Origin of the sequence: Bacillus sp. EB106-08-02-XG196 (assembly GCF_013396335.1) — a bacterium.
GTDB lineage: Bacteria > Bacillota > Bacilli > Bacillales > Cytobacillaceae > Neobacillus.
The window spans coordinates 23,452-50,376 of the sequence record NZ_JABWSY010000003.1 but is presented as its reverse complement, the minus strand read 5'-3'; the positions used below and the strand labels follow the sequence as shown (position 1 = coordinate 50,376).

Genomic DNA, 26,925 nt, shown 5'->3' with positions numbered 1-26,925 from the left:
AACGAGGGGGGAATGTGGATGCATTCATCAGGATTATTTTTACAGGAAATGTTCGTCCTATACGGTATTGCATTATTGGGGTTTATTGCAAGAAAAAAAGGAATCCTAATTGACCATGCTAACGATGTGCTGACACAGCTGATTCTGAATGTCACTTTACCTGCCCTCATTTTATTCTCATTAGATATTTCCTTTTCTTATACAATTGTAAAAGAATTTCTGTGGCTTGTATCAATGTCTGTTTATATACTGCTTTTATCCATTTTTTTAGCGTGCTGGATGAGCAAGCACTCCAAACTTCCTGGTAAACAAAAAAGTGTTTATGAATCCAGGAATCATGTCAACCTTCACCGGACTCTTCATATTTTTACTTCCGATCAGTTTGCCCGATATAATATCCAAAAGGTAATATGTTTAACACTAAGGAAGACTCTGAGTCTTTTTAATATTGGCTGTGTTATTATTCATAGTTGATTTTCGTGTAGGGTTGATCATTCATAGGCGGAGAATTTCCGGCTAATGTATATAAAGGAACCTTAAGAAGCAGATATAAACGGAAATATGAGACTGTCGATTAACTCATTTAACCTTTTAGAAAACGAAGATTCCAACTATTTTCTACCTAAATAGATATAAAAAACTATAAAAAGTAGCTAAAAAAGCAAATATTTGGTCACAATTTCATCAAATTGGAGTTGCTGAATTTCACTTGCATAATTAATCGACAGTCTCAATATTCCGGTTAACCGCTTCAAATAAGACAAAATCCAATGATTTGGATACCATAAGCGGAAAAACTCCGCTTATTATGAAGGAAATATGGGGATTTCCCTATTTAAGCGGAAATTCTCCGCTTATTTTCCAAACACAGTAAAATCAATATTCAGCTTTAACACAGCCCTAATATTAAAAGTGCCCATAATTTATGGGCACTTCTAGCGTATACTATCTCAAAATATTTCCCCTTAAAATAAATTGTGCCAATTCTTCTATTTGTTCCGAGATGGCGCGGTCACTTTCCAGTGGCGGACAAATTCCACGGATTTTCTCTAGATACTCTCTTGTTTTAGGGGCTAGGTCTCTTTCAGCCCCTTCTAAGTAGATGGCTTGAGAAGCACATATCATTTCAATGGCAATTACTCGGGCAGAATTATGAATAATTTCCCTTGCTTGTCTTGAGGCGATGGTGCCCATGCTGACGTGATCTTCCTGGTTTGCAGATGTAGGAATGGAATCTACACTGGCAGGATGAGCAAGAACTTTATTCTCAGAAACAAGGGAAGCGGCAGCATATTGCGCAACCATTAATCCACATTCCAAACCTGGGTCTACAGCAAGGAAAGGAGACAAACCGCTTAACTGAGGATTAACAAGCCGCTCAATCCTGCGTTCAGAAATATTAGCCCACTCCGCTGAAGCCACCTTTAAAAAGTCCATTGATAACGCAATCGGCTGACCATGGAAATGACCTCCCGAAATGATTTCACCGCTTTCTAAAATAATGGGATTATCCGTAACCGCATTGATTTCGACTTTTAAGCGGTCTTCCACATATTGAATTGTCTGCCAGGAAGCACCATGTACCTGAGGGATACAGCGAATCGAATAGGCATCTTGAACCCGAACTTCTCCCTGATGAGTAATCCTTTTACTGCCTTCAAGCCATTTTCGCATCCGGGATGCAACCAATTCCAGCTCTGGATGCGGGCGAACTGCCAAAAGTTCGCTTTCGAAGGCAGAAATGATACCTTTTAAAGCCTCCATTGTTAAACAGGCTGCCATATCTGCAGCTAACCCTACACGCTCTGCTTCATTTAGTGCAATGGTTCCCACTGCCGTCATAGCTTGTGTTCCGTTAATTAGAGCCAGCCCTTCTTTTGCCTCTAGTGAAACAGGAGTAAGCCCCGCTCGTTTAAGCGCCTCTGCTCCAGGAAGAAGTTCTCCTTTATATTCAGCCTTCCCTTCTCCAATTAATACAATGGCAATATGCGAAAGTGGAGCTAAATCACCGCTTGCACCGACTGAACCTTTACAAGGTACGTTTGGGTGAACCCCAGCATTGATCATATCCACTAACAAATCTAGTGTTTCTTCCCGAATTCCGGAGAAACCCTTGACCAAGGAGTTTGCCCTCAGTGTCATCATTGCCCTAACCACCGGAGTTGGCAGGGGTTCGCCAACGCCAACCGCATCCGCACGAAGCAGGTTCAGCTGCAGCTTTGCAATATCTTCCTTTTCAATTTCAATATCACTTAATTTACCAAAACCGGTATTGACTCCGTAAATCACTTTTCCATCATTTATTTGTTTTTCAATCCGCTTACGACTTGCTCGAACTCGAATTCGGTTTTCTTCAGGGATGGAAACGCTTGCATTCCCCTTCACAATACTTTCAATCTTGTAACGATCAAGAGTCAGTCCGTCAAGTTCTATTACTTCCAAATCTACTAATTTGCTATAACCCATTCGCTATCAAACTCCCTTTAGTGCTTTCGCAATAATATTCTGTACATTGACTCTATTATAAAACTAATGCTGCTGTTACACCAAACACAAATAGTGGGATGTTATAATGCATAAACGTCGGAACACATGTATCCCATATATGGTCATGCTTCCCATCCGCGTTTAATCCAGATGTCGGCCCAAGAGTACTATCAGATGCAGGTGATCCAGCATCCCCCAAGGCACCTGCTGTACCAAGCAATGCCACGGTTGCTAGGGGACTAAAGTCCATCATAATACATAACGGCACAAACACAGTTGCCAAGATTGGAACAGTACCGAATGATGTACCGATTCCCATCGTTACTAAAAGCCCGATTAGCAGTAATAATATAGCTGCCAAAAGCTTGCTATCCCCGACAAGGGAGTTTACTGCTCCTACCATTTCACTAACAGCTCCAGTTTCTTTAAGAACGGTAGCATAGCCTGAAGCAATTAACATCACAAAAGCGATTGCCCCCATCAATTTAACACCGTCCTGTACAACCTGTTCCCCATCATTCAATGTTACAATTCTTCCTATAAACATAACAAGAATCCCGGCAAGAGCTCCTAATACCATTGACCCGACGATAAGCTGTGTGGCTAAAGCGATAACAACGGCTCCTATCGTGATAAAGTCTCTAACCTGAAACCTTCTTGCAGCCGTTTCATTCGTTGCACTGACCTCGGCAAAAGCTTGGTCCTGACTTGCTTCATATGCTCTTGCCTTACGATAAGAGAAAAAGATAGCAATAAATAAACCGACAAACATGCCAGCCGCTGGCAGTATCATAGCAAGTGGAATTTGAGATTGAGCAATTGGCATACCGTTCGCTTTCATTTCCGCAGCCAGAATTCCATGGAAAATGATTCCATAACCAACTGGAATTACGATATATGGCATTTTCAAACCAAAAGTAAGGGCACTGGCCACAGCTCTTCGGTCCATTTTTAAATAATTAAAGAAAAGCAATAGAGGCGGGATTAAAATTGGAATAAAAGCAATATGGACAGGAATTAAGGTACCAGAAAGACAGGTAAGTCCAGCGATCATTAGCAATAATACATATTTGCTCTGCTTTTTCTTTGCCAGTAACTTGTCAATTAATATCTTGGTAATTCCTGAGTAGGCAATCATGGCGGCAAAAACACCAAGTAAAATATAACTTAAAGCCGTTTCCGCCTGTCCCCCCATCCCGCCGATTAGAGTTGAGAGCGTTTCCGATAGTGATAATTTGGCTGTCAGCCCGGCAATCATGGCGGCAAAAAGCAAAGCAAAAATGACATGTACCCTCAAAAGACTTAAGACCGTTAAAACAAGTACAGATATTAGTACAGGATTATCTAACATATAGGCCCCCCTCATAATTTGACCAATTAATAAATTCATTTTTTTCCGCCATCCCTGGAAAAAAGCAACTTGCCACATATAAATTTTGAAGAGATATTGGGCTTAATAAAATATTCTTTTCTGTACATTCCCCCTGGTCTTGCTCATCGATTATGATTCTATATGATTGGTATACCATTGCTCAATGAGTGCCGCCGTTAGTCTGCCAGTGTTAATTAGGTTTTCAATGCTGATACATTCCCTGAAAGAATGGATATTCTGAAACCCAAGTCCCAGTGTCAAACAAGTTAATCCATTTTCATTTAATACATTCGTGTCAGCTCCGCCCAATGTTTCTGTTAAATAAGGTTTTACAACGATATTTTCCGCGGCTGTCCAAACTGTCTTTACTAAAATATCATCTTTAGGAATATCAAAACCAAAATACTTTTTCTCGATTCTTACCTTTACCTTTCCGCCTTTTTTTTCAGCAGATTGCTGCATGACTTCTTCCATATGCTTTAGCTGAGCATTAAGCTTTTCCTTTGAAAAGCTTCTGACTTCGCCTGTCACTGTGACACTGCCAGGAATAATAGAGGTAAGCTCTCCCCCGTTAATAATCCCGATATTAGCCAGTGTTCCTTCTTCGATTTCACCAAGCTTCATATTAGATAGACCTTCAGCAGCTATTAAAATAGCACTATTGCCCTCTTTTGAATTAAGCGCAATATGTGCGGCATTGCCTTGAACCTCCATACAAATACGGCTGCTATATGGACCTTTAAGAATAATTTGACCAACATCGCCGCTGCTATCAAAAATATAGCCTGTTTTACTTTTTGCTTTAGAGTAATCCATATAGCGGGCACCAACTAATCCCGGCTGTTCATTTACCGTTAATATAAATTCAATTGGACCATGTGGAATACCGCCCTCAATGATGGCTCTCATGGCCTCAAGATAGGCTGCTAATGCCGCTCTGTCGTCTGCCCCTAAAATCGTTGTCCCGTCAGAATAAATCACACCATCTTTAATTACCGTCTTCAAACCCTCTGTTGGTAAAACGGTATCCATGTGTGTAGAGAAGAATAATGGCGGGATTGTTGGATCTGTCCCTTCATGCCAAGCAATCAGATTGCCTACTTCCCCATTAAAATTTTTATGTGCTTCGTCAAACTCAAGAGTAAACCCAAGCTCTAGTAAAGCCTTCTTTAAATAATCAGCGACTTGTTGCTCTTTTGTACTCGGTGCGTTTAATTTGGCTAATTCCAAAAATAAATCTAAAAGACGCTCTCCATTTACATGCTCAGCTGCACTTGATTTAAGTTTAGTTTGCATTCATACCCCTCCATACCTCTATTCATTTAGACTTGCGGTTAACAACCACTATGCCGTTTTTTATAACCGTTTCTACGACATTCGTTCCTAGTTCATATGCCACATGCTTATAGGTTGGAACATCCCAAATCTGTAAATCTGCCAATTTTCCTACCTGAATGGTTCCTCGGTCATCGAGGTTGAGTGCCCTCGCACCCGCGATTGTGGCTGCTTTAATCGCTTCCTCCACGGAAAACTTATACAAACGGCAAGCAAGAGCGATGACAAACTGCATTGATTGCGTATAGGATGCAGGGCAAAGGTCTGTAGCCAGTGCGATGTTCATTCCTAAATCGAGCATCTGTCTAGCGTCAAATGGTCGCTTATGACCAACAGCAAAATCAAGAGCCGGCATTAAAACAGCTGTTACTTTTGCCTCTGCCAGCTTTTTCATTACTTCCACTGGCGTGTAATTTAAATGATCAATGGAAACCATTTTCATTTCAGCCGCCAGGTCAGAACCCCCAATGTAGGAGTAGGCATCTGCATGAATTTTTGGCTTCATTCCGTACTCTAAGCCAGCCTTAAGAATCCTTTCCGATTCCTCTGCTGTAAAATAACCAGCATCACACCATACATCACAAAACTCAGCCAGTTTTCGTTCAGCAACCTTTGGAATCATATCATTGATAATGACTTCCATATATTCCTCTTTCGAAAGGTTTTCTGGAATTCCATGTGCTCCTAAAAATGTATTTATCACATCAAGCGGCGTTTCTTCCCCGAGTCTTCTGCTTACTTCTAGAATTTTAATTTCACTTTCTGTCGTTAGACCGTAGCCGCTTTTACTCTCCACTGTTGTAATTCCATGCTCAAGCATTGTCAGCATACGTTTCTTTGATTGTTCGAATAATTCATCTGCCGGGGTATTCCGTGTAAGCTCAATTGTTCGATTCGGCCCTATTGTCATCAAAAGCTTTTCAAGCTTCTCCGGCTTTCCTGTCAACTTAGCCGCATATTCTTCCACCCTTGTGCCATAAAACACTAAATGGGTATGGGAGTCAACAAAGCCTGGAACAACAACTTTGCCTGTAGCATTAACTACACTGCCCGAATCAAATTCAAATTGAGCTTTGATCTCTTCTTCGGAGCCGACTCCGACTATTTTGTCATCTTTGATTGCAATCCAGGCATTTGTAATTATGCCGATGTCTTCCATGCTATCTCCAACACAGGTTAAAGCTTCTGCGGCCTGTGAGATTACTAAATCTACCTTTATCTTTACCTTGGTATTAGACATTTTTAGCCATACCTCCATGATTATTTTTCACATGTCTAGTTGTACTAGAGGTGATTCTTTCCTAATTTATACAAAATCACAAACATGCAATTTATAAAAATAGCAAAGCAAGCGGTGTGATTAGCATAAGAGAAAATACCGTTCTTAAGAACCAGATAGAGATGATATCTCTCATCTTCAACGGAATTTCTGTTGACATGATGCACGGAATTAACGAAGAAAAGAAGAGAATGACAGAAATGGATAAAGATCCAATGATAAATCTTGTCTCTAAACTAGACTTCAAAACGACTAAAGAAGGAACAAACATATCTACTAAATTAATTGTTGCAGCCTTTGCTGCCAATAATGGCTCTGGGATTTGCAAAAGCGCTGTTAGCGGGTAAAATACATAGGCTATATAATCAAAAACTGGTGTTTGGTTTACTAATATTAAACCTAGTAAGCCTATTGACATAATCGTAGGCAGAATGCCCATTGCCATTAGGACTCCGTCTCTTACATTTTCAAAGATATTCCGCCACAGTTTAGGGGCTGAATAGGCTGTCACCATCGCTTGATTCCATGCTACTTTCAGGCGGTCCTTCTTTATTACCTCTTCAGGATAGCCTTCACCCGAGTAGTAATCATCACTCATTTTACTGATTGGTCTTAGACGTACCGTAATGGCTGTAACCGCAAATGTAACAACTAATGTTAACCAAAAGTAAAGATTCCAAATATGCATTAAATCCAGTGTTTTCGCGACAACAATCATAAATGTGGCGGAAACGGTTGAAAAGCCAGTGGCAATAATCACCGCTTCTCTTTTCGTATATTTTCCTTCTTTATACACCCTATTTGTAATTAAAAGTCCAATAGAATAGCTGCCAACAAATGATGCAACAGCGTCGATTGCAGACCTTCCCGGTGTTCTCCAGATTGGCCTCATGATTGGCTGCATAAAAATACCGATAAACTCCAATAATCCATATCCAACCAACAAGGCTAAGAAAACGGCTCCGATTGGAACAAGCATACCAATTGGAATGAGTAAGAAGTTTAACCAATAAGGCCCCATATCTTCAGCCATTAACCAGGCGGGACCAGCCTTAAAAATGACAAGAACGGTTGCAATTGCCCCAAGAACTTTAAATAAAGAAAAAACCACTTCCACAGCATTTTTATTCCATGTCTTCTTATAAAAGGGGTGGATGGCGCCTAACACAACAAGGATTAAGACATAATAGGATGCCCCATTTCCAACCAATGATCGAACCCAAGTCACGAAATGATCTAATGGAATAGAGCTTTTCCCGTTCCATTCGACTGGAATAAAGAACATGAAGATACCAATTGAGCTGAACAGTAAAAACTTTATAATGTTCGGAATGGTATTAATGGGCGCCAGAAAATCAGTATTTTGTTTGAGCCCTGGCTGATGGATTTCAACGGATTCTTGAAGTTTACTCATATGTTCACCTCTTTCAATAATTAACCGGAGTATTTGGGGATTCTTTATTCAAAGGCTATTTTCGCAAAGATTGTGGTTTTTTTATTGGTTAATTACGTTTTTTGCTTAAGTCGCCTCTGATTCGAACACCATGGCTCATAGACTCATCAAACTTGTCTGAGTTTCCACAGGTTCGGACACCATGACTCTTAGATTCATCAAACTTGTCTGAAGTTCCCTCTGGTTCGGACACCATGACTCTTAGATTCATCAAACTTGTCTGAAGTTCCCTCTGGTTCGGACACCATGACTCTTAGATTCATCAAGCTTGTCTGAAATCACCTCTGGTTCGGACACCATGACTCTTAAATTCATCAAGCTTGTCTGAAGTCACCTCTGGTTCAGACACCATGACTCTTAAATTCATCAAGCTTGTCTGAAGTCACCTCTGGTTCGGACACCATGACTCTAAAGTTCATCAAACTTGTCTGAAGTTGCTACAGGTTCAGGCATGATGCCTCTAAAGTTCAACAAACTTGTCCGAAGTTGCGATTAATTTAGAGTAATTTGTATAGAAAGCAACTAAGTTTACAAAAGAGCCTATTCAAAAGAAAGGGCTGCCCCTTAAGTTCTATTCCATTCTAAGATCATACCGATTTCATCTAGATATTTTTGAATGGCAGGTTCATACCCCTTTACTTGGGACAGCCATATTTCAGAGTAAAATTAAGCCTTTACATTTTCCTTTTCAAGATCCTTTGGACCAAATGTTGCCTTCGGTGACCACCATAATGGAATCTTAATGCTTTCATCAGTCAGTTTTCCTTTTCCGTTAGCTACATCACGGGCTGTATCGTAACCAGCCTGGGCATGTCGTACAACTCCGATACCTGAGTCAACGGTCATTGCCACTTCAAGTCTCATATCAGATTCTGCAGTACCATCAGCAATCATCGTTACACCCGTATGAACCGCTTCACCCATCGAGTAGTTTGCTTGTAATGCGATTAAATCACACATACCAACTGCATTTAACAGACCATTCAATACCGGCCAGTCAGAGATTAAGTCGCCGCCATCCTTCATGTTCTCAGACTCGAATGTTGGGTTTACGATGGAACCAGAGTCAAGGTTGTCACGGGAGAATGCTACTGGTCCTGCAAGTTCACCTTTCTTAATCATGTCATTTACTTTTAGGGCAAATTTCTTTCGCTGTCCAAAGCCCATGTAACAAATACGTGCAGGTAAAGCTTCGATTGGAATATGTTTCATTGCCAAATTAATCCAGCGTGTTACTAAGAGGTCATCACTAAATTCTTCAAGAATCATTTCATCAATTTTACGTAAGTCTTCTGCTTCACCTGATAAGCAGATCCAGCGGAACGGTCCGCGGCCTTCGCAGAATAGCGGACGAATGTATTCAGCAACGAATCCTGGAAGACGCTTTGCTTCTTTTGCATCAAACCCAGCATCGATACATTCCTTACGGATACTAGTGCCGTACTCGAAGGAATGTACGCCAAGATCCAATAATTTAATTAATGCTTCTAGCTCACGGATCATTGTTTCACGGGCTTTTTCTAAATAAAGATCACGATTTGTGTCGCGCAACTCTTCTGCTTCTTGAACAGTGTAACCGGATGGTAAGTAAGAGATTGGGTCATGTGCCGGTGTCATTGAGGTTGAGATATCTGGTAACCAGCCTGTTTGAAGTACTTCCTCGAATATATCTGCAGCGTTTCCTACCACAGCCACACCAAGAGGTTTGCCTACTGCCGCATATTGCTTAGCCATTGAAATTGCTTCATCTAATGTGTCTGCGACACAATCTATAAATCCTTTTTCAATTCTTCGATTAATAATTTCAATGTTAGAGTCACATAGAATCGCAACCCCGCCATGCATGGTCATTGCTCTTGTTTGGTTACCGCCCATTCCGCCAGCACCGGCAGTTAGAAGGATCTTACCAACAAGGGAATCATTATAGTGAAGGCGGGCAATAGCCGATAAGGTTTCAAATGTCCCTTGGATAACACCTTGTGTACCTATGTACTCCCATGGAGCAGCAGTATAGTTAGCATACATTGTTAAGTTCTTATCTTGAAGTTCATAGAAAGTTGGCCAGTCGGCTTTCATAATATTAGTTGTTGCCATAACAACGGTTGGTGCATATTTATGAGTTTTGAAGACGGCAACAGGCATACCAGATTGAACAACAAGTGTTTCATCATCTTCAAGCTCTTTTAACGATTTTACAATCGCATGGTAGGACTCCCAGTTTCGTGCAGCCTTTCCAATCCCGCCGTAAATAACGAGTTCTTCTGGTTTCTCAGCATTTTCCATATTATTTTCAAGCATTCTTAGGATTGACTCTTGTCTCCAACCTTTACAACGAAGTACATTTCCTCTTTGTGCCTTTACGGAATATAAAATTTCTGGCTTTGACATATACATTTCCTCCTAAAAAATAAATGTAGTATTAACTCTACTCACTTTAGATATTGCAAGTTGCGTGCCAACTTTTGAAATTCCCTTAATTTAATTAAATTCCCGCAAAGGATCTGTATGGAAACTTATAAATCACAATAAAACAAACAAGTAAATGGAAATATCTTCAAAAATATCGCAGATAGATTTTGCACCGCTTTTGTCTATAAAATCATGTAAACATAATTACCCTTGAAAACGATTACATATTCTGCGTGCAGATATTTTTTGCATGCAGACTATTAATAAAATTCAAAATAAGTGTTATATTCTGATAAGGATTATCTTTTTAAAGGAGGTAAAGAATATGATTGCACAATCGATAGGTTCTATTATTAAAAGTTTTGTTGACGGAGTGGTTGTCCTAGATGACACCTTTCATATTTTATGGTATGACCTGCATCCAGTCGTTGAATTGGATCTAATAGAAGGGCAGCATATTTTAGACCATTTCCCCTGCAAGCGGGAAAAATTAGTTGAGAATGAAAAATTCACCCTAACATTGAATCAAAAAAAGCTCTCTATTGAGGTAAAAAAGTTTTCTGCGGAAAGTGAATACATTATTCTTTGCATCGAAGACATCACAAATTTAATAGAAAATCAATCAGCACGATTATACTGCCTTGAGAAAATAATGGAATCTTTAGATGAAGGGGTCATGATGAGTGACAATGAGGGCAGGATTATCTTATATAATCATGCACAGGAAAAGCTTGAGGGATTAGACAGCCAAGAAATTATCGGAAAGCATCTTTGGTCTGCTTATAATTATAATCCGCAATATTCCGAGCATAAACATACCTTCAAAACAGGAAAGCCCATATTTTCGCGGTATCGAGCTCATTCAACAGTAAACGGAGTACCCCGGTATGTGAATTATAGTACGTTTCCTATTCAAAGAGATGGAGATACAATCGCTGTTTTTTCAGTAAGTACAAATGAATCACAGCTAAAGAATCGCTTACACCAAGCTATTGAGCAAAAAAGGCAAATTATCCAAGCTTCTGAATCTGGTTCCCGGCATTTTAACAACGGAACCACGTTTACATTTGAAAATATCAAAGGTAAAAGTTTCACCTTAAAAAATCTCATTTTAGAAGCTCAAAATATCGCGATACATAATACCGATGTGTTAATTGTCGGAGAAACTGGAACGGGAAAGGAACTATTTGCTCAAAGTATTCACAACCATAGTCCAAGGGCAGAAAATCCATTTGTAGCAGTTAACTGTGCAGCCATTCCTGAAACCTTATTGGAAAGCACACTATTTGGAACTGTTAAAGGGGCTTTTACCGGAGCATCAAATCAAATTGGGCTTTTCGAACATGCAAAAAATGGTACACTTTTTCTTGATGAGATTAACTCTATGCCGCTTACACTTCAATCGAAACTGATGAGAGTTTTGCAAGAACGTTTGGTTCGAAGGGTCGGATCGAATGACGTTACCCCGGTAGAATGCACAGTTATTAGTGCATCAAATGAGGATCCAATTAAACTGATAGAAGAAAAAAAGATGCGTCTTGATTTATTTTACCGTATCGCTCATACGAGTCTTTTTATTCCCCCTTTGAGAGAACGTAGCGAGGATATTATATTTTTTATCAACCACTTTATTGAAAAACATCAAAAGAAATTTAACAAAACTGTGCCGGGTCTTTCAAAAACATTACAATCTACACTCCTTCAATATCCTTGGCCTGGGAACACCAGGGAATTGGAGCATCTAATTGAAAATATCATCATACAAACTAGTGAATTGGAAAGTGAATTAAATATTGAGCATCTTCCTGCCTATTTACGAAATAAACTAGTATCAAAAAGTTCGTCAAAGAATAAGAAACAAAAGGAAATGGCGAAAAACCCGATTAAATCTATTTTTAGTAACTCCCAAGAGCATTATATTCAGAGGGTTTTAGAACAAAACGACTGGAATATTTCAAAATCGGCTAAATTGCTTGGGATTACCCGGCAAAGTTTACAGTATCATATAAAAAAACATGAGTTAAAAAATACCTGTACGAAGAATGAAAGGTAAAAAGGAAATATTAAATTTTATCTCAGCAGGATAGAGAAAGTTCCAATATCCAATAAAACTGAGAATGAGACAGGAATCCACTTAGATTCCTGTCTCTCTTCATACTTTTACTTACCAATAAACATTTGTGTCCAGTGGTTGCCAGACTTTTCGTAACCAACTCCAATATGAGTAAAGTTAGCGCTTAAAATGTTCTTCCTATGCCCTTCGCTGTTCATCCATGCTGTTACGACCTCTTGTGGTGTACGTTGTCCTTGGGCGATATTTTCCCCTGCTGACTTATACGAAACGCCCATGTCCCTCATCATATCGAATGGTGAACCATAGGTAGGGCTCGTATGTGAAAAATAATTGTTTTGTGCCATGTCTACAGATTTCTTTTGTGCAACTCCACTTAATTGTGTATCATGTTTTAAAGCCGGTAAACCGTTTTTACTACGTTGTGCATTGGTTAAATCAATCACCTGTTTAACGTATGCACTTACATCGCCAGTTGCTGGTGCTGGTGCCGGTGCTGCTGGTTTTGGTGCTGGTGCTGGTGCCGCTGGTTTTGGTGCCGGTGCAGCAGGCGCTGGCGCCGGTGCTGCTGGTTGTTGAGTTGGTGCTTTTGTTGTTGGTTGTTGCTGCTGTGTTGGAGTCTTTCCTTGTTGACCTCCAAATTGATACCATTGAACAGATCCGAATGGAATGTACCTATACTGAGCATGTTGAATTAATATCGCTTTTGTATGAGGGTAATTCTTACTATTCAATGTTGTTCGATCTGCTGAGATATTTAATGCATCATTATTATTGTTGTCTTTATCCACATTTACGTGATTGCGATTTACATTTCTGTTGTGGATTCGATTTGTCTGACGATCATTATTTACATTGGTTACAAAATCATCATTATTGTTTCGATTATTTGTACCTCGATCCCAATCGCTATCATTATTATCATTATTGGTGTAATCCTCGGTTAGTGGACCATTATGGTCTATCCCGTCATCTCTTCCATTACCAACATTTAAAGTGGTTTGGTCTCGATCTATCCTGCCTGTACGGACTTCATCTGCTGCATCATTTCCATTGTTACATGCAGCTAGACCAAATGTTAAAACCCCTGATAGCAGCAAGCCAAATGACTTTTTTATCAACCTGATTACCCCCTTGCAAAAATGTTTTTTTGCCTTCTTATTTTTGATTTTTTTTCAAAATATATTGATGGTATTTTCTGCATAAAAAAACCGAATGGTAATGGTTACCAATCGGTTATTTGTTATTCATATGGGGTAAATTACTATTATAAAATTTATCTTAACTAGGGAAGTTGGTATTTAAATTTAACTAAAACCCTCTTTTCCTTAACCATGCCTCACATAACCCTGGCCAAGCTTTTGCTTCAGGATGTTCCTCAGCCATCCCTAATCCATGTCGACCGCTTTCAAAAACATGAAGTTCAAAGGGAATCTTTAGCCTGTTTAACATAGTGGAAAAAAGCAAACTATTTTCTACGTCAACTGCTGCGTCATCGGCTGTATGCCAGAGAAAGGTCGGTGGAGTATCTTCTGTAATTTGAGATTCACTTGATAATAATTGAATCATTTCTAAACTTGGGCTTTCACCTAATAAATTGATTCTGCTTCCTTCATGGGTATACTCCCCCATGGTAATGACTGGGTAACAAAGTACCATGACATCAGGACGGCTGCTAATCCGTTCAATCGGATCTTCTGCCTGACTTTTTCCTGAGTCAAAATGTGTTCCAGCGGTTGAAGCTAAATGACCTCCTGCAGAAAACCCAAGGATTCCAATACGATTTTGATCTAATTTCCACTCAGAAGCATGATATCTTACCATTCGAATAGCTCTCTGGGCATCGCCTAATGGAATTGGATGACTAAATGGTGCTACTCGATAATGGAGGACGATTGCAGAAATGCCAATGGAATTTAGCCACTGCGCTACTGGGTATCCCTCATGTTCTGCACGGTGAGAGTAACCTCCTCCAGGAGCGATAATCATAACCGGATACTGCCCATCTCCCTCAACCAAAAAGGGCTCGATACTAGGACAATCTGTGTTAAATTCATTTTCTACTAGTTTGACATTGTCCCATAAAGGTATCTTTCCTATAGTAAGTTTTATATTCATACTTATTCCTCCACTAGTTCCACTGATGAAAGGGAGAAATAGTAAATGGCTTCACTATCTCTCCTTTTCATCATTATAAATTTACTAATAGCTTTGATTTTTGATTAATTTTTTCAAAAGCATTGGTTGCCGGCTTCATAATAAATAGTGCTAATAGATTACCGCTATAAAGTATACAAATTGGCGGTGCGTAGGATAGGACAAAAACGATACCGAAGCTGCCAATCAGCAAATAAAAAGTAGAAAGAGGATTCATAATCATTACAAAGAATGAGTTCTTAATTACCTTGCTAAGCTTCATATCATAATGCACAAAAATCGGAATGATATAAAACAGCATTGAAATAAATATGAACGTGATAATGAATAATGGAACATAAAGAATTGATACGAAACTATTCGATGCATTTAGTACGAACTGAAAGTCAATATACAAAATCAATCCAATAGCAAGAATGATAACTCCAAGAATATTACTCTTCAAAAAGTCTCGTTTATATGCAGTCCAAAAAGTCTTAAAAATAGACATTTCATCATTACCTAGCATCCATTTTCGAACAACTGCGAACATCGCCACCGTTGCAGGAAAAAATCCAAAGAAGATGATACCTAGAAGAGAAAATGAGATCCATAATAAATTTAAGAATGCTAGTCTTGAAATCCATTCAAGCAATTTATTTAAACTTTCTATAAATCCTGAAGTGTCCATTTGTAATCCTCCTTGAACAGTTGTACTTAACCATTGTTATTTGCTCTTTCCTGCCTTGAAGTTAGACGGTAGCCTCTATAAGTACCCTCTATGAGTGACCGTTCCTTCTTATTTTTGCTGTTTCCGGGCTCTCATAACTACTATGAGCGACCGCTCTTTCTTTTTTTTGCTGTTTCAGGGCTCTCATAACCTCTATGAGCGACCGCTCTTTCTTCTTTTTGCTGTTTCCGGGCTCTCATAACCTCTATGAGTGACCGCTCTTTCTTCTCTTTGCTTCTTTGCCACTTCCATCTACAGTTAGAAGTGGCAAAGTTTCAAATTAGATACTTTCGTTACCATGTTAGCCCTTTAATCCACTCGTACTGATTCCTTCGACAACATGACGTTGGAAGAGGAAGAATACGACGAATACAGGAATCAAGGTAACCACCGACATCGCAAACATGGCACCCCAATTCGATACGGTTTCATTACTTAGGAACATATTTAGAGCCATGGAAACGGTATATTTTGTAGGACTGTTTAAATATAATACAGGCCCTAATAGGGATTCCCACGTCCAATAGAAAGAGAAAATTGCTGCTGTAGCTAAAGATGGTTTAATTAATGGCAAAATGATCTTCGTGAAAATCTTGAAGGTACCGCAGCCATCAATAATGGCCGCTTCATCGAGCTCTCTAGGAATTGTCCGTATAAATTGAACGAGAAGGAAGATAAAGAACGGATGTCCAAAATATGCTGGTATTGCAAGTGGTTTAATAGAGTTAAGCCAATCTAGTTTCGCGAAAATGATATATTGCGGTACCATTAACACATCATGTGGAAGCATCAAGGTAAGCATCATAATTCCAAACCAAATTGCCTTTCCTTTAAACTCTAAACGTGCAAAGCCGAAGGCAATAAATGCAGACGATATTACTTGTCCAATTAAGGTAATCACGACTAGGATGGCAGTATTTTTGATAAATACACCGAATGAATTTCCGCCAATCCCTTCCCACCCGTCTACAAAGTTCGTCCAAATCCAGGTTTCTGGTATCAGTGATTTAGCCGTAATAAAGATTGTATCACTTGGTTTAAATGAGCTCATCACGAGCCAAATAACTGGATAAAGCATTAAAATCGCAAAGGCACCGACTAGTATATGATAGATCCACCATCTTGGTGATTTTAACTTCGATGTCATGGTTATTTGCCTCCTTCTGATTCATAGTGAACCCAATATTTTGATGTCGTAAAAATAATGACTGTTAAAAATCCTACGATAATAAGCATGACCCATGCCATTGCTGAAGCATATCCCATATTGAAGAACTCAAAACCTTGGATGAATAAATATAATGAATAAAGGAGTGTTCCATCTAACGGTCCGCCTGTACCTTTTGAGATAATAAACGCTGGCACGAATGTCATAAATGCAGCAATTGTTTGCATAACCGTATTGAATAGAATAACCGGGCTGAGCATTGGAAGAGTAATTTTGAAGAATTGCTGTATACCATTGGCTCCGTCAACACTAGCAGCTTCATAATAACTTTTTGGAATACCTTTCAATCCTGCTAAGAAGATCAGCATCGAGGAACCAAATTGCCATACTGACAAGAAGATGAGCATCCATAATGCCGCAGTCGGATTACCAAACCATTTCACGATTGGAAGTCCAAGTAAATCAAGTAAAATGTTAACAATACCTAAGTCACCAAAAACATTACGCCACATAATCGCAACAGCAACGCTGCCGCCAATTAGGGATGGTAAATAGAACAATGAGCGATAGAGTCCAACTGCTCTTGAAGTTGTATTTAATATCACAGCAATTAATAATGCAAATATTAGTCTTAAAGGAACCCCAGCAAGCACATAGATGAGTGTAACTTTTAATGATTGCAATAAGCGCGGGTCAGATGTAAACATTTTTTTGTAGTTTTCAATTCCTATCCATTGTGGTGCAGCAAATAAATTATAGTTTGTAAATGATAAATATAAAGACGCTATTATCGGAATTAACGTAAAAGCAAGGAATCCAATAATAAACGGACTGATAAACGCATACCCTGTCAAGTTTTCCTTGATGGCACGGCTTCGTTTGCTAACAGAGCGAATGGGGATATCTACTTTTACATTTTCCTTTATCACACGTGTATTCATTTATTCAACTCCTTATTCTTTGGCTTCTTTCCCTAAGATGAAAGGACGATAGCTGATCTAATTAAGTGATCAGCTACCGAAGTGGAAATTATTATTTGTTTTGTGCTAGGACGCTTTCAGCTTGTTGTCTAAACTGTTTTGCAGCATCTTTCACTGATAGATTTCCATAAGCCATTTGTTCAGCTAAACTGTCAAGCGTTTCAATTACTTCTCCGGCACCAACTGGGTCTGGACCATCGAATTCTGAGCTATTTCCTTCTGCCCAATCAACATAATCAAATACTTGGACTTGTGCCGGTGAAAGCAGTGGCTTTAATGCTTCTTTAACAACAGAAGAACCAGGGACACCACGGTCACCAAGATTTAATTTGTTCGCTTCAATATCATTGATCATGAAATCGATGAACTTTGCAGCTTCTTCTTTATGTTCTGAATTATTTCCAACAGACCAGAACATACTTGGTTTTAAATATAAACCTTTTTCGCTGTCAGGACCTGGCATTGGAGCGATAGCAAGTTCTCTATTTGCCACTTGTTGAAGCCCTACAAACTGGTTAGACCATTGCCAGATACCAATTGCATTTTGAGTAACGACAGGATCATCTTCGATCCCTTTTAACTGTGCTAAGAAGTCAGGTGTAGGAACCGCTTTATCCTTTACTAAACCAGCTGTCATGTTGAAGAAATCCTCGAACAGCTTGTCATCTTTATATCCTAGAGATGCACCATCTTTGCTATAAAGTGACTTTCCTTGTGTTCTTAAGTAATAGTTGAAGAATACATCGGCTTTCATTCCTGTATCCATGAATACGCCAGCAGCTTTTGCTTTTGCTGCGATTTCTTTGTAATCGTCCCAAGTCCAATTTTCAGGGATAGAATCTACACCAGCTTTTGCAAGTACTGCTGGATCATGATGGAAACCAACAACGTTTACACCAGCATTAATTCCATATAACTTGTCGCCAAGTTTACCGCCGTTGATGATATTTTCAGCAATATCTTTTGTATTGATTTGTTTATCCAAATATGGAGTTAAATCAGTAATTTGGTTATTTTGCGCATACTGTGAGAAGTATGATAGGTCCATTTGGACAATATCAGGAAGCTCATTTGCTGCTGCTTGTGGAGCTAGCTTTTTCCAGTAGTCATCCCATGCTGCATATTCTGCTTCGATTTTTACATTTGGATTTTTTTCTTCATACATTTTAATAATTTCTAGAGTATAATCATGTCGTGGCTGCGAGCCCCACCATGCAATTCGAAGAGTAACTTTTTCATCTTTTTTATCATCTTTTGAATCAGAATCAGAATCGTTGCTGCTTGTTGAACTACTACCGCTACATGCAGCTAATGAAAAGGCTAAAACAAAAGTTAATAATAAAACTAAGAATTTTTTCATTTTTTCTCCCCCTTATTTTTTACACTTTTATGTAAGTGTTTACATTTACTATTATAAAATCTTGTCGGAATTGTCTGAATCCAATTTTCCGCTTAGTTTGTTCAAAAATCAGACATTTCAAAGAAATAGAAAAGCTCCCATGGAATAAGCAGTCTATTGCTTGTTCCATGGGAGCCTTTATCGTTGAAGAAACCTTAATTCTTTTTTGATAGGATTTTATTTGCTTCCGTTCTAAAAATTTGTGCTCCTTCCTGTGGGGTTAGTTTTTTAAACAAGATTTGTTCTGAAACATCTTGTAAAATTTTCACTACCTCGATACCTCCAAGGGGATCCGCTTTCTCAACATTACTATTTGAATTTTTCACTTTATTTACGTAATCGAATACGATTCTCTGATTTTCGGATAAATCTTCTTCTATTTTCTCGACTACATTAGAAGAAATCGGAACCCCTCTTTCACCCTTAATTACCTTATTTGCTTGAATATCATTTATAAAGAAATTAATGAATAGAGCAGCTGCCTCTTTATTCTTTGAACTTTTTGACATTGAAAAAAGCATACTAGGCTTCACTGTAAGTCCTAACTCTTGGCCAGGTCCTGGTGGAGGAATAAGCTCGAGCTGCCGGTTTGCTGCTTCCAAAAAACCGAAATATTGGTTGGAATATGCCCATTGCATCGGAGTTTGTTGATTTACGATTAACTCATCTTCTATTCTTTTTATTTGTTCTGTAACATCTGCTCTTGGAAAGGCCCCTTTTTCCAGCATTCTTAATTGCATCTCGAAATAATCAATAAACAATTGATCATCCTCATATCCTAAACCAGTTCCAGTTTTATTATATAAATTCATTCCTTTCGTCCGTAAATAATACGAAAAGAATACATCCGGGGATTTCATTCCGTTTGTACCATAAATTCGTTTTTCTTTTTGAACCTGTAAAGCAATTTCTTCAAAATCACTCCATGACCAATCAGGCTTTGGATAGTCATCGACCGCTGAAGAAAGTAATGGGCGATCTACGATAATGGCTGGTGCATTAATTCCTAATGGAAATCCATAAAAATTTTTGCCGATTTTTCCGCCAGAAAGAATTCCCGTACTGATTGATTTTGTCTTAATTACATCTTGTTTAATATAGGGGGTTAAATCCTCTAGTAGGTTATTATCACTGTATGGTCTAAGATAAAGCAAGTCCATTTGGATGATGTCAGGAAGTTTATTACCCGCTGCCATCGGGGCGAGTCGTTTCCAATAATCATCCCAATTTGCATATAAGGGCTCAACATTAATATTTGGATATTTCTCCTCAAACAATTCAATTACTTCCATTGTATAGTCGTGTCGTGGTTGTTCTCCCCACCAGGCAATTTTTAAAGTAATTTCCTCTTTAGCTTTACTCTCAGCGGAATCTACGATATTCAATTTCCCGCAACCACCAGTGAAAATTACCATTACTAGGGATAAAGTTGAAAACAATAGTTTTTTCATCGTTTTTTTCCCCTTTGACTATATTTTACGATCCTTGTAAGGATTCTCTCTTGTATTCTGATGGAGTAAAACCAGTGTGTTTTTTAAATACCTGACTAAAATATTGAGGATTTTCACCATAACCAATTTTTTCAGCAATTTCGAATACCTTTACATCATTTTCCTTTTCTATTAAATTAATAGCCAATTCAATTCTTAATCTCGTTATATAATTTGAAAACTTTTCTCCTGTTTCTTTTTTAAACAGCTTCCCAAGATAATCAGCATTCATATACAACATTTCATTTGCAACCCAATGCAAGGATAAATTTTGATTACCAATATACTGATCAATCGTCTCGATGACTTTATTGATAATCGTTGAATGTTTATTATTATTGTGTTCAAAAAAGGAAAGAGTAATTTCTCGGGCAACGCTTTCAAAAAAGGATTTTAAATTTTGAATCGTGTCTATTTCTAAGAGAAACGTTAATTTTGTTAAATACATAGTCATATCTTTAGGTTCACATAACCGTATCATGGCATTAAATAATTGGATCACATATGACTTTGTGATATTAATATCGAGTCTTAAATCTATTAAATGATTAAAAAATGTGTTTATTTCTTTAGTCACATCTGTCCAGGACCCTGATTTCACTAATCTACAGAAGGTTTGATCATCATAATAGAATTCTATTTCATCTGAAGGGTTTTGATAGGCAATGTCCTTCTTTGTTATGACTCCCCCTTCCCCTAAATAAAAACGATACGTTAAACAATCGAGGGCTTCATTATATAATTTATTGGCATTACTAATTTTCCCTGATTCGCTAATCGCAACTGTCGAATCAATCTGGTAATATTGATAGAATGTATGTTTAATTTTTTCAATTTGTGAATAAAGTTTAGGGTAGTTACAGTAATCCTCAATTAGAAATAATATGGTTTCCCCTACTGAACAACTAACAATATATGAATCAAAAATATTTTCAGCAATTTTTCTGATTGCAAACATGTGCTCAAATTCAAATTTCCCCTCTAGTTGAAATAAAACGAGCCTAACCTTGGGAGTATTTAAATCTATATTAAAAAGGTTTTGATAATACTCTAAGTCTTTGTTTTCATAATGATTGGTAATAAACTCTTTAAGCAGCTGTTCTTTGGCATAGGGAAGAACACTTTCGAGAGTTCCCTTCATTTTCTGGATAAATTGTTCTCTCTTTTGGTTTTGATTAAAATCCTCACAAATCTCCGAAACTGCATCCATTATCGTATTCTCATTACAAGGTTTTAATAGATAATGCTTCACGCCGTATTGCATGGCTTGTTTTGCAAAATCGAATTCACTAAATCCTGATAATAAAATAAATCGTATTTCAGGAAAAACGCTATGAACTTTTGCAACTAGCTCAAGACCATTCATACCAGGCATTTTGATATCACTAATCACAATATCTGGTTTGTTTTGTTCGATTATGTTGTAGGCCTCTATACCATTTCTTGCCGTCCCAATTAAACTTGTCCCAATCGACTCCCAATTAATGACCTTTGACATTCCTTCGGTAATGATTCTTTCATCATCGACTAATAATACCTTATACATGGTCTTCCCCCTTATCGAAAGGTAAAACAATGATAACTTTCGTTCCTTTATTGGGTTCACTTTCAATCCTTACTCCATATTTCTCCCCATAAGACAATTTTATTCTGTCATCAATATTTGATAAGCCAACCCCTTGTCCACGGGTTTTCACTTCTCCTTTTTTTAACTTTTCTATAAAAGCAGACTCCATTCCCGGTCCATCATCTTCTACAATTAGTTTAATAGCTTCTTTATTTATGATCGAATAAATACTAATTTTACAAGAATCAATCTTCGGCTCTAGTGCATAATGAATGGCATTTTCAATAAGTGGCTGCAGTGTTAACTTCGGAATATAGTATGGGTAAATATCTGAATCTACCAGCATGTGGAAATCCAATCTTTCTTCAAATCTGTATTTCTGAATAATCACATAATTTTTTACAATACTAAGCTCCTCTTCAATCGTTATCAATGGTTTTTTTAAGCTAATTGAATTACGCAGGAGAAACCCGAGTGATTCTACCATTCTAGAAATTTGTGTCTGCCCATTGCCTTTTGCTAACCAATTGATGGATTCTAGCGTATTGTATAAAAAGTGAGGATTAATTTGGGCTTGCAGCGCCTTAAACTCAGTCTCTTTTATCGTAAGCTGCTTAGAGTAATTTTCATTTATTAGTTCATCAATTTGTTGGATCATGGTCTGGAAATTTTGCTGGAGGTTACCCACCTCATCATCCTGCAAAATCGAGGTTTTAAGTGCTTTTTTTCTTGCTTCCTTAAAGTCCCCCACTTTCACATATTGCATGCCCGCTACAAGATTCTCTAAAGGAATCGTAATGTTTCTGGCAAATCGGATACCAAAAATCGTGACGCCAACAAACATCAGAATAAATATGATGATTAAAAATGTTTTAACCTTATTGATATTTTCAAAGATTTGATTAAAGGGAATAACATTCAAGTAACCCCAATCAAAGTAGCTGGATTTAATATGTACTAGAAAGTAATTTTTATTATCAATTTTTTTGATTTGATAGCCTGAATTGATTGTGCCAGAATCTAATGATATTGCTGCTTCTTTAAATGGAGAATTTGTTTCTTTTGGAAATATTTGATTGTTATCACTAACGATTAAAAATTCCCCATCCATTTTTTTTGATCCCTCTAATATATTTCCAGCGAGTTTATCCATATTAAGATAGATGATAATCGTACCTAAATTGTCAAAGCTTAAATTCCGAAACTGTCTTATTTCTCGTGCGGTAGCAAATATAAAATCATTTTTCTCTGGATTTAGCCAGACATTACTGCCATTAGCCTTGATGGCTAACTTAGTAATATCGATTTTTTGCTCTGGCGTTAATTCAAATGTCCTTGGCCCCACCACATACTCTTCTCCATTTGTATCAACTACATTAACCGATTGGATGTATTCTTCTTTGTTTGCATAGCTTAGCAGCTTATCCAACATGTTGGTGCGCAGGCGAAATTTTTCATATTCGGTACTATCCTCTCTTACCGAAGATAAGTATTGTTGAATTTGGGGATCTGTCAAAATATTATAGGATAGGTCCTCTAAATCTTTTAATTCACTTTCAATACTATTAGAGGATGTACTTAAAACTTGTGAGGACTTACTATAAATTTGCTCATCATAAATTTGAAAAGCATATGTTAATCCGAAAAAGGTAAAAGAAAATGAAATTACCATGATCCATGACACAAGTAAGAAAAGTTTGTATTTTATTTTTAGGTTCAAATACTGCTTCCTTAGTCTTTGAAGTACCTTCATCATATAGAGTAAGTCTCCGTTTGTTTTTTTTATTCCATTGTAAGCGTAGCCAAATTAATAAAAATAAAAAATAATCAACTTGTCCGTATGAAATTAATTCGATTTTATCATTTATATACCTTTTTTCATAGAAAATTATGAAAAATTTTATATATTTAGTGTTTCGACAAATATGTACGTACAAGCCAAAAACCCTCAAAGGTTCTTGAGGGCTTTTGATCGAATCTATTATTTTTAATAAGTGGAGCTATTTAATCTAAATAAAATACTTGCTTTAATTCGTATGAAACGGGGCTATTATCGGGATTGGTTTCCATAATGTCTTTCATATGGTCCCACCATTTTTGACAAATTTCTGTTTTCGCCATATCACTCCATTTTTCTTCACTCTCAATTTCTACATATGCGAACAGATTATTGGTCTTCTCGTCTAAAAAAATGGAATAATGATGTGCGCCATGATTTTTTAATTCCTGTTCCATTTCCGGCCATAATTGATCGTGGCGTTTTTTATATTCTTCCTGACATCCTTTGAACACTTTCATAACCGATGCTTTTCGAATCATAAGATCCCCCTTTAAAAATTCACTTTTGATTGAATTGAATTATTTTATATTCAAATTTTCCCAGTTTCAGTTTTCCTGGTTCTACTGCACTATTCGTCTGCAAATCTATTCCTGTCTGCGGAATGGTAACACTTCCTCCATTACCATCCATATTAATTACAAACCAAATAGAATAACCTGCTCCCTGGCGTGGAGCAACGATAGTCCCTTCTGAAACGTCGGTTCGGAGGGTAACTCCTGCTTCTTGTGAGTAGTGCTCAATCAGCTTCCTTAGTAACACATCCCCCGTCTCGCCCATTGGCATTGAGCCAAGCATAACCATTTTTCCTGCACCAAGCTTATGCTCTGTGATAAAGGATTTCCCTTTAGCAAGTCCCTCTTCGATGATGCCGACTGCTTGATTGGAGTCTGCCTCCATAACTGAACTCCACAGTCCTAAAGGAGCAGAGATATCAAAAGCACGTCCGATTGTCCCGGTATCATCTAAAGGAAAGGTAAATAATACTTCAGCACCAGCTGTTTTTTCAAGTTCACCTAATGCCCTATCAGTATGGACGGTATGATTTTCAGTTCGTCCACCTGTTAATGGTCCTGCAATCCAAATCCCGCCATTTTCAACAAACTGCCGTGCCCGGGCATTATATTCAGGTGACAAATATTGAATAAATGGAGTGAAAAGTACCTTATACCCCTCAAGGTCTGCACCTTCCGGAATCACATCGCGATGAATACCCATTGATAAAATACGCTTGTAAAAATCAGTAACTAAACCGCGATGATTTAAGCTTCGATGTGGTTCTGTTTTTAAGAAAGCCTTAGCCCTGTCTGAATAAGTGATAGCCACTTCTGCCTGACTTGGTTTAGTCGATACGATAATTGGTTCAAATTCTTTTCGCATTTCTTCCACTTCTAAGACATTTTGATAACCAATCGTAGGTTTACCCCAGGCACTTAAGACAGAACCATGCGGCTGTTCACAGCCCGAACGCTGCTGCCTCCAAAGCCAATAACAAAAGGCTTCTGCTCCCAGTGCATAAGCGGCTGCTGCTTCCACTTTTAAATACCCGTTTGGATGTGGGCTTGCATAGCTTTCTAATGACGCGGCGTAGGATGGACTCGTCTCCATAACCCAGAAAGGTCTGTCCTTTTTAAGATTTCTCCACAGGTCACTATTAATCAAGTAAGCTGGAAAATTATCGATGGCTGCATACGTATCAAAAGATGCAAAATCCAGGTTTTGGAATAGCCTTTCGTTATCTACACTAAAGAAAACAGAGCTATTATGGGTAATAGGGGCACTGGAATATTTCCGGATGATTTCAGCCTGCTCATCGGCAAACTGAGCAATTTTTTCCATTGAAAACAATTGATACATAGTACTCAGTGAAGAATTGTGTAAGAATGGTGCCGTCCCTGGCTGTGGCACCTGTTCAAAGCTATGATAATATTCACTCCAAATTTTTGTTCCCCATGCGTCATTAAGATTTTCAATCGTTCCATAGCGTTCCTCTAACCAAACATGCCATAACTCCTTACAGGTATTACACATACATTCGCTGACATGACACTTAAACTCGTTATCCAGCTGCCAGCACATCACACCTGGCAAACTTCCTAATGCTTTTGCGATATGTTCCGTGATAAGTGCTGCTCTTTCTCTAAAATAAGGATGGTTGGTACAGGCATGCTGCCTTGAGCCATGCCCCATTACCTTTCCGTCAGCATCCACATACATCCGTTCTGGATGATTGTGAGAAAACCAGATAGGAGGAGTGGGTGTCGGTGTACACATGACCGTTTCAATACCATTTTCATAAAGTTGGTTAATCATTCTTGTAAAAAAGCTAAGGTCAAACTTACCTTCTTCAGGCTCCATCGATGCCCAGGCAAACTCTCCGATCCTGACAACATTAATACCGGTCTTTTTCATTTCGATAATATCTTCTTCGATTACTTTTTCATCCCATAGCTCTGGGTAGTATGCAGCACCATGATATAATTTCTTACTCATCTATTTCACCTCATTTTACAGAGTTCTATCAATCTATTCCTTAATAAACTGGGTAATTGGTAATTGCAATTCTTTTATCCCTTCGATTACCAGTTTGCCGACTTCCTTTGCACCGTGTTCACAAAAGTGGGTATTATCCTGAATGCCATCAGGGTAATTTGGATTTTCATTTGCACTAAACCAAATGAATAATTGTTTTGAGCCTTCAGTGCCTAATGATTGATAAAGCTTTTCTGTTTTTTTCCATAAATTAATAAGCTGGACATCCAGTTTTTCTGCTAATTGCATCATCGATACCGGATAGTCCCCGAGAGTATTTACCATTCGGCCCTCTTCATCAAAATTTCTTCGGTGAACAGAAGTAATTAAGACCGGGATTGCACCTTTATCCCGTGCACAGTTTACATATTCCGTCAAATATGATTGATAGGTGGTAAAGGGCTGGGTACCGAACGATTTTTGATCGTTATGTCCAAATTGAATAAACAGGTAATCGTTCTTCTGAATGAATTCTAGTATTATACCTAAATAACCTATTTCAATAAAAGTATTGGTGCTAGCTCCACCCTTTGCAAAATTATGAACCTTAATGCCTTCTGAAAAAAAGGATTGAAACTCTTGCCCCCAGCCGGCCATTGGCGCCTCATTCCGCGGACAGCACGCAACGGTAGAGTCACCAGCTAAGAATATATTCGTCAATATTATCCCCTCCCTTTAAA

21 protein-coding genes are annotated in these 26,925 nt (G+C 38.2%); 2 read left to right on the top strand and 19 right to left on the bottom strand.

Features of this window, described 5'->3' with window-relative positions; translation table 11 throughout:
- Window positions 1-18 precede the first annotated feature (18 nt).
- Window positions 19-474: an AEC family transporter gene (locus tag MLOOGBEN_RS06080; RefSeq protein ID WP_179157369.1), complete on the top strand. Its 456-nt coding sequence runs from the start codon at window positions 19-21 to the stop codon at window positions 472-474.
- A 471-nt stretch (window positions 475-945) separates the two neighbouring features.
- Here MLOOGBEN_RS06080 and hutH read toward each other — a convergent pair whose 3' ends face one another.
- The 7 genes from hutH to hutU all read right to left on the bottom strand — a co-directional run bounded on the left by hutH (window position 946) and on the right by hutU (window position 10,314).
- On the bottom strand, window positions 946-2,466 hold the full coding sequence (hutH, locus tag MLOOGBEN_RS06075) for a histidine ammonia-lyase (RefSeq protein WP_179157368.1): 1,521 nt from the start codon (window positions 2,464-2,466) through the stop codon (window positions 946-948).
- Window positions 2,467-2,521: 55 nt separating this feature from the next.
- A complete protein-coding gene (locus tag MLOOGBEN_RS06070) occupies window positions 2,522-3,838 on the bottom strand; it encodes a Na+/H+ antiporter NhaC family protein (RefSeq protein ID WP_179157367.1) in 1,317 nt (438 codons plus the stop codon).
- A gap of 150 nt (window positions 3,839-3,988) precedes the next feature.
- Window positions 3,989-5,155, bottom strand: a complete 1,167-nt coding sequence (locus tag MLOOGBEN_RS06065) for a M20/M25/M40 family metallo-hydrolase (RefSeq protein ID WP_179157366.1) — start codon at window positions 5,153-5,155, stop codon at window positions 3,989-3,991.
- A gap of 22 nt (window positions 5,156-5,177) precedes the next feature.
- The gene (gene hutI, locus MLOOGBEN_RS06060; protein ID WP_256988917.1) at window positions 5,178-6,434 is read right to left on the bottom strand and encodes an imidazolonepropionase; all 1,257 of its coding nucleotides are present in this window, start codon (window positions 6,432-6,434) and stop codon (window positions 5,178-5,180) included.
- A gap of 91 nt (window positions 6,435-6,525) precedes the next feature.
- Window positions 6,526-7,887, bottom strand: a complete 1,362-nt coding sequence (locus tag MLOOGBEN_RS06055; protein ID WP_179157364.1) for a YjiH family protein — start codon at window positions 7,885-7,887, stop codon at window positions 6,526-6,528.
- An 88-nt stretch (window positions 7,888-7,975) separates the two neighbouring features.
- Complete coding sequence (locus MLOOGBEN_RS28895) at window positions 7,976-8,137, bottom strand: hypothetical protein (protein WP_218781068.1); 162 nt, start codon at window positions 8,135-8,137, stop codon at window positions 7,976-7,978.
- A 455-nt stretch (window positions 8,138-8,592) separates the two neighbouring features.
- Window positions 8,593-10,314, bottom strand: a complete 1,722-nt coding sequence (hutU, locus tag MLOOGBEN_RS06050) for a urocanate hydratase (protein WP_179157363.1) — start codon at window positions 10,312-10,314, stop codon at window positions 8,593-8,595.
- Between the two features lie 346 nt (window positions 10,315-10,660).
- Between hutU and MLOOGBEN_RS06045 the strand changes: the two genes are divergently transcribed.
- Window positions 10,661-12,388: a sigma-54 interaction domain-containing protein gene (locus tag MLOOGBEN_RS06045; protein ID WP_179157362.1), complete on the top strand. Its 1,728-nt coding sequence runs from the start codon at window positions 10,661-10,663 to the stop codon at window positions 12,386-12,388.
- 107 nt (window positions 12,389-12,495) lie between these two features.
- Here MLOOGBEN_RS06045 and MLOOGBEN_RS29090 read toward each other — a convergent pair whose 3' ends face one another.
- The 12 genes from MLOOGBEN_RS29090 to MLOOGBEN_RS05985 all read right to left on the bottom strand — a co-directional run bounded on the left by MLOOGBEN_RS29090 (window position 12,496) and on the right by MLOOGBEN_RS05985 (window position 26,905).
- Entirely contained in the window at window positions 12,496-13,233 is a 738-nt protein-coding gene (locus tag MLOOGBEN_RS29090) for a CAP domain-containing protein (protein WP_179157606.1), read from the bottom strand.
- Window positions 13,234-13,717: 484 nt separating this feature from the next.
- Window positions 13,718-14,524 carry an alpha/beta hydrolase gene (locus MLOOGBEN_RS06035; protein ID WP_179157361.1) on the bottom strand — a complete coding sequence of 269 codons (807 nt, stop codon included), beginning with the start codon at window positions 14,522-14,524 and terminating at the stop codon, window positions 13,718-13,720.
- Window positions 14,525-14,597: 73 nt separating this feature from the next.
- Complete coding sequence (locus MLOOGBEN_RS06030) at window positions 14,598-15,233, bottom strand: YesL family protein (protein ID WP_179157360.1); 636 nt, start codon at window positions 15,231-15,233, stop codon at window positions 14,598-14,600.
- Between the two features lie 340 nt (window positions 15,234-15,573).
- Window positions 15,574-16,419: a carbohydrate ABC transporter permease gene (locus tag MLOOGBEN_RS06025; protein WP_179157359.1), complete on the bottom strand. Its 846-nt coding sequence runs from the start codon at window positions 16,417-16,419 to the stop codon at window positions 15,574-15,576.
- A gap of 2 nt (window positions 16,420-16,421) precedes the next feature.
- Complete coding sequence (locus tag MLOOGBEN_RS06020) at window positions 16,422-17,381, bottom strand: carbohydrate ABC transporter permease (RefSeq protein ID WP_179157358.1); 960 nt, start codon at window positions 17,379-17,381, stop codon at window positions 16,422-16,424.
- 91 nt (window positions 17,382-17,472) lie between these two features.
- On the bottom strand, window positions 17,473-18,780 hold the full coding sequence (locus tag MLOOGBEN_RS06015) for an ABC transporter substrate-binding protein (protein ID WP_179157357.1): 1,308 nt from the start codon (window positions 18,778-18,780) through the stop codon (window positions 17,473-17,475).
- 194 nt (window positions 18,781-18,974) lie between these two features.
- Window positions 18,975-20,270 (bottom strand): ABC transporter substrate-binding protein, encoded by a 1,296-nt coding sequence (locus MLOOGBEN_RS06010; RefSeq protein ID WP_256988914.1) that lies wholly within the window; start codon window positions 20,268-20,270, stop codon window positions 18,975-18,977.
- A 25-nt stretch (window positions 20,271-20,295) separates the two neighbouring features.
- A complete protein-coding gene (locus MLOOGBEN_RS06005) occupies window positions 20,296-21,855 on the bottom strand; it encodes a response regulator transcription factor (protein WP_179157356.1) in 1,560 nt (519 codons plus the stop codon).
- Entirely contained in the window at window positions 21,848-23,548 is a 1,701-nt protein-coding gene (locus tag MLOOGBEN_RS06000) for a sensor histidine kinase (RefSeq protein ID WP_218781067.1), read from the bottom strand. Before MLOOGBEN_RS06000 ends, MLOOGBEN_RS06005 begins: the two co-directional genes overlap by 8 nt.
- 332 nt (window positions 23,549-23,880) lie before the next feature.
- Window positions 23,881-24,195: an L-rhamnose mutarotase gene (gene rhaM, locus MLOOGBEN_RS05995; protein WP_179157354.1), complete on the bottom strand. Its 315-nt coding sequence runs from the start codon at window positions 24,193-24,195 to the stop codon at window positions 23,881-23,883.
- 19 nt (window positions 24,196-24,214) lie between these two features.
- Window positions 24,215-26,206, bottom strand: a complete 1,992-nt coding sequence (locus MLOOGBEN_RS05990) for a beta-galactosidase (RefSeq protein WP_179157353.1) — start codon at window positions 26,204-26,206, stop codon at window positions 24,215-24,217.
- Between the two features lie 33 nt (window positions 26,207-26,239).
- A complete protein-coding gene (locus MLOOGBEN_RS05985) occupies window positions 26,240-26,905 on the bottom strand; it encodes a rhamnogalacturonan acetylesterase (RefSeq protein WP_256988912.1) in 666 nt (221 codons plus the stop codon).
- Window positions 26,906-26,925: the final 20 nt, after the last annotated feature.

Bases quoted from the DNA above. Each gene is read 5' to 3' on its own strand.
- MLOOGBEN_RS06070 (WP_179157367.1), bottom strand. From the start codon at position 3,838: ATGTTAGATAATCCTGTACTAATATCTGTACTTGTTTTAACGGTCTTA.
- MLOOGBEN_RS06020 (WP_179157358.1), bottom strand. From the start codon at position 17,381: ATGAATACACGTGTGATAAAGGAAAATGTAAAAGTAGATATCCCCATT.
- MLOOGBEN_RS06000 (WP_218781067.1), bottom strand. From the start codon at position 23,548: ATGGTAATTTCATTTTCTTTTACCTTTTTCGGATTAACATATGCTTTT.
- MLOOGBEN_RS06030 (WP_179157360.1), bottom strand. From the start codon at position 15,233: ATGGACACTTCAGGATTTATAGAAAGTTTAAATAAATTGCTTGAATGG.
- rhaM (WP_179157354.1), bottom strand. From the start codon at position 24,195: ATGATTCGAAAAGCATCGGTTATGAAAGTGTTCAAAGGATGTCAGGAA.
- hutI (WP_256988917.1), bottom strand. From the start codon at position 6,434: ATGTCTAATACCAAGGTAAAGATAAAGGTAGATTTAGTAATCTCACAG.
- hutH (WP_179157368.1), bottom strand. From the start codon at position 2,466: ATGGGTTATAGCAAATTAGTAGATTTGGAAGTAATAGAACTTGACGGA.
- MLOOGBEN_RS06055 (WP_179157364.1), bottom strand. From the start codon at position 7,887: ATGAGTAAACTTCAAGAATCCGTTGAAATCCATCAGCCAGGGCTCAAA.
- hutU (WP_179157363.1), bottom strand. From the start codon at position 10,314: ATGTCAAAGCCAGAAATTTTATATTCCGTAAAGGCACAAAGAGGAAAT.
- MLOOGBEN_RS06080 (WP_179157369.1), top strand. From the start codon at position 19: ATGCATTCATCAGGATTATTTTTACAGGAAATGTTCGTCCTATACGGT.
- MLOOGBEN_RS06015 (WP_179157357.1), bottom strand. From the start codon at position 18,780: ATGAAAAAATTCTTAGTTTTATTATTAACTTTTGTTTTAGCCTTTTCA.
- MLOOGBEN_RS06010 (WP_256988914.1), bottom strand. From the start codon at position 20,270: ATGAAAAAACTATTGTTTTCAACTTTATCCCTAGTAATGGTAATTTTC.
- MLOOGBEN_RS28895 (WP_218781068.1), bottom strand. From the start codon at position 8,137: ATGAATCTAAGAGTCATGGTGTCCGAACCAGAGGGAACTTCAGACAAG.
- MLOOGBEN_RS06025 (WP_179157359.1), bottom strand. From the start codon at position 16,419: ATGACATCGAAGTTAAAATCACCAAGATGGTGGATCTATCATATACTA.
- MLOOGBEN_RS05990 (WP_179157353.1), bottom strand. From the start codon at position 26,206: ATGAGTAAGAAATTATATCATGGTGCTGCATACTACCCAGAGCTATGG.
- MLOOGBEN_RS06045 (WP_179157362.1), top strand. From the start codon at position 10,661: ATGATTGCACAATCGATAGGTTCTATTATTAAAAGTTTTGTTGACGGA.
- MLOOGBEN_RS06035 (WP_179157361.1), bottom strand. From the start codon at position 14,524: ATGAATATAAAACTTACTATAGGAAAGATACCTTTATGGGACAATGTC.
- MLOOGBEN_RS06005 (WP_179157356.1), bottom strand. From the start codon at position 21,855: ATGTATAAGGTATTATTAGTCGATGATGAAAGAATCATTACCGAAGGA.
- MLOOGBEN_RS06065 (WP_179157366.1), bottom strand. From the start codon at position 5,155: ATGCAAACTAAACTTAAATCAAGTGCAGCTGAGCATGTAAATGGAGAG.